This is a genomic window from Neorhizobium sp. BETTINA12A (assembly GCF_023006485.1).
Taxonomy (GTDB): Bacteria; Pseudomonadota; Alphaproteobacteria; order Rhizobiales; family Rhizobiaceae; genus Neorhizobium.
Window position 1 is genome coordinate 1 of sequence record NZ_JALBGW010000317.1, and the last position, 1,792, is coordinate 1,792.

Annotated in this window: 3 protein-coding genes; 2 read left to right on the top strand and 1 reads right to left on the bottom strand. The window is 63.8% G+C overall.

Annotation, left to right across the window (positions count from 1 at the left end; translation table 11 throughout):
- The first annotated feature begins 255 nt into the window (after positions 1-255).
- Both MOV61_RS29785 and MOV61_RS29790 read left to right on the top strand, forming a co-directional pair.
- Entirely contained in the window at positions 256-1,119 is an 864-nt protein-coding gene (locus tag MOV61_RS29785; RefSeq protein WP_247139157.1) for a DMT family transporter, read from the top strand.
- A gap of 88 nt (positions 1,120-1,207) precedes the next feature.
- The gene (locus MOV61_RS29790) at positions 1,208-1,531 is read left to right on the top strand and encodes a hypothetical protein (RefSeq protein WP_040124099.1); all 324 of its coding nucleotides are present in this window, start codon (positions 1,208-1,210) and stop codon (positions 1,529-1,531) included.
- 66 nt (positions 1,532-1,597) lie between these two features.
- Here MOV61_RS29790 and MOV61_RS29795 read toward each other — a convergent pair.
- Positions 1,598-1,792, bottom strand: a 195-nt coding sequence (locus tag MOV61_RS29795) for a DUF2161 family putative PD-(D/E)XK-type phosphodiesterase (RefSeq protein WP_247139158.1), incomplete at its 5' end; no start/stop codon positions are given.

Here is a 1,792-nt window from a genome sequence, read left to right on the forward strand (position 1 = left end):
CCAGCCCGCGCCCGGCGATGCGACTGCGGATCTCCGCCATGACGGCGCCGATACGCTGGCCGCCGCCCCTCTGATCCACCCTTGCATCCACCGTACTGCTCCACAAACCATAACAGTTTCTGGAAATTGTATCGCATTGTCTCTGGCGCCGCCATGGCTTCCGGCCGATAGCGGGAAAATACCCAAGGAATGTCTGCGAAGAACGTCCAAGGGAGACGCTCAAGGGCGATGCTTCGCCAATACAGGAGACTTTCGATGAGCAACACGACAAGCGGCTGGATCAGCGGTTTCGTTGGCGTTCTGATCTTCAGCGGGTCGCTTCCCGCGACCCGCATTGCCGTTGCTGATTTCGATCCGCTGTTTCTGACCGTGGTCCGTGCCACGATCGCCGGGCTGCTCGCCATATGCCTGCTGCTCGCCTTTCGCGAAAGACGCCCGGCGCGCTCCGATCTCCTGCCGCTCGCCATCGTCTCGTTGGGCGTCGTCATCGGTTTCCCGCTGCTGACGGCGCTGGCGCTGAAGCACATCACCTCGGCCCACTCCATCGTGTTCGTCGGCCTGCTGCCGCTGTCGACGGCGATCTTCGGGGTGCTCCGGGGCGGCGAGCGCCCGAAGGCCGTCTTCTGGTTGTTCTCCTGCCTCGGCAGCGCCATCGTCGCCGGTTTTGCGCTGTTTCAGGAAGAGGCTGCCTCCTCGGTCGGCGATCTCCTGATGCTTGGAGCGATCCTCGCCTGCGGGCTCGGTTATGCGGAAGGCGCCAGCCTGTCGCGCAAGCTCGGCGGCTGGCAGGTCATCTCCTGGGCGCTGGCACTTTCCCTGCCTGTGATGCTGGCCCTGTCGATTGCGGTGATGCCGGTCTCGCTGCCCGATCTCGACAGCACGTCCTGGTTCGGTCTTGCCTATGTGTCGCTGTTCAGCATGCTGATCGGCTTCATCTTCTGGTATCGCGGCCTGGCGCTCGGCGGCATAGCCGGAGTGAGCCAGCTGCAGCTTCTGCAACCCTTTTTCGGCCTGGTCCTGGCCGCCGCACTCCTCGGCGAAAAGGTCAATCTCGGCATGTTCGCAGCGACGCTTGCGGTGGTTGCCTGCGTGGCAGGCGCCAAGAGATTTGCGCGTTAATTCGGCACAGCCTGGATTTCCCGGTTCACGAAATCGGGAACCAAAGGCGTATCGGGGCATTATCCGGCTGCAGAAGGAGGAAGCAAGCATGACTTATGATCCCAATGACAGAAAGTTCGAGACCCGTGATCCGGACCTCCGGACCACTGAAGTCCGGAGCAGCACCTCTTCGTGGGTACCGTGGGTGGCGGTGATCGCCGTCATTCTGGTCGGCGCTTTCGTATGGTCGCAGATGGGCGGCTCCTCGACCGACCAGCAGACCACGTCTTCGACCAACCCGCCGGTAACCGACAACTCCAAGTCGTCTCCCGCACCTGCTCCGATGACCCCGGCAGCCCCGCCGGCTAACAATGCCACTCCGGCAACTCCGCCGGCTGGCGGCGCAACGGGCGGCACCGGCACGCGGCCTTAAGCCTCCCGCCCGAGAGATTACCAAAGCCGCCCGCGTTCGAAGCGGGCGGCTTTTCTGTTGGTGCAATTAAAACTCGATCTCACCCGGCACCGCCTGCGGCCACCGCTGCAGCGCCTGCCGCCCGGCCTCCGTCAGTCCGTAGACGCCCTTGTCGATCCGTTCGAACCAGCCGTAATAATTGGCGCGCAGGATCGCGCCGGCGGTGGATGCCGCTGTCTTCAAGTCGCGCGGCCGAAGCGGCCCGCCGCTCAGTGCCGAAGC

Excerpts from the sequence above, each read along its gene's own strand:
- MOV61_RS29785 (WP_247139157.1), top strand. The coding sequence starts at position 256 with ATGAGCAACACGACAAGCGGCTGGATCAGCGGTTTCGTTGGCGTTCTG.
- MOV61_RS29790 (WP_040124099.1), top strand. The coding sequence starts at position 1,208 with ATGACTTATGATCCCAATGACAGAAAGTTCGAGACCCGTGATCCGGAC.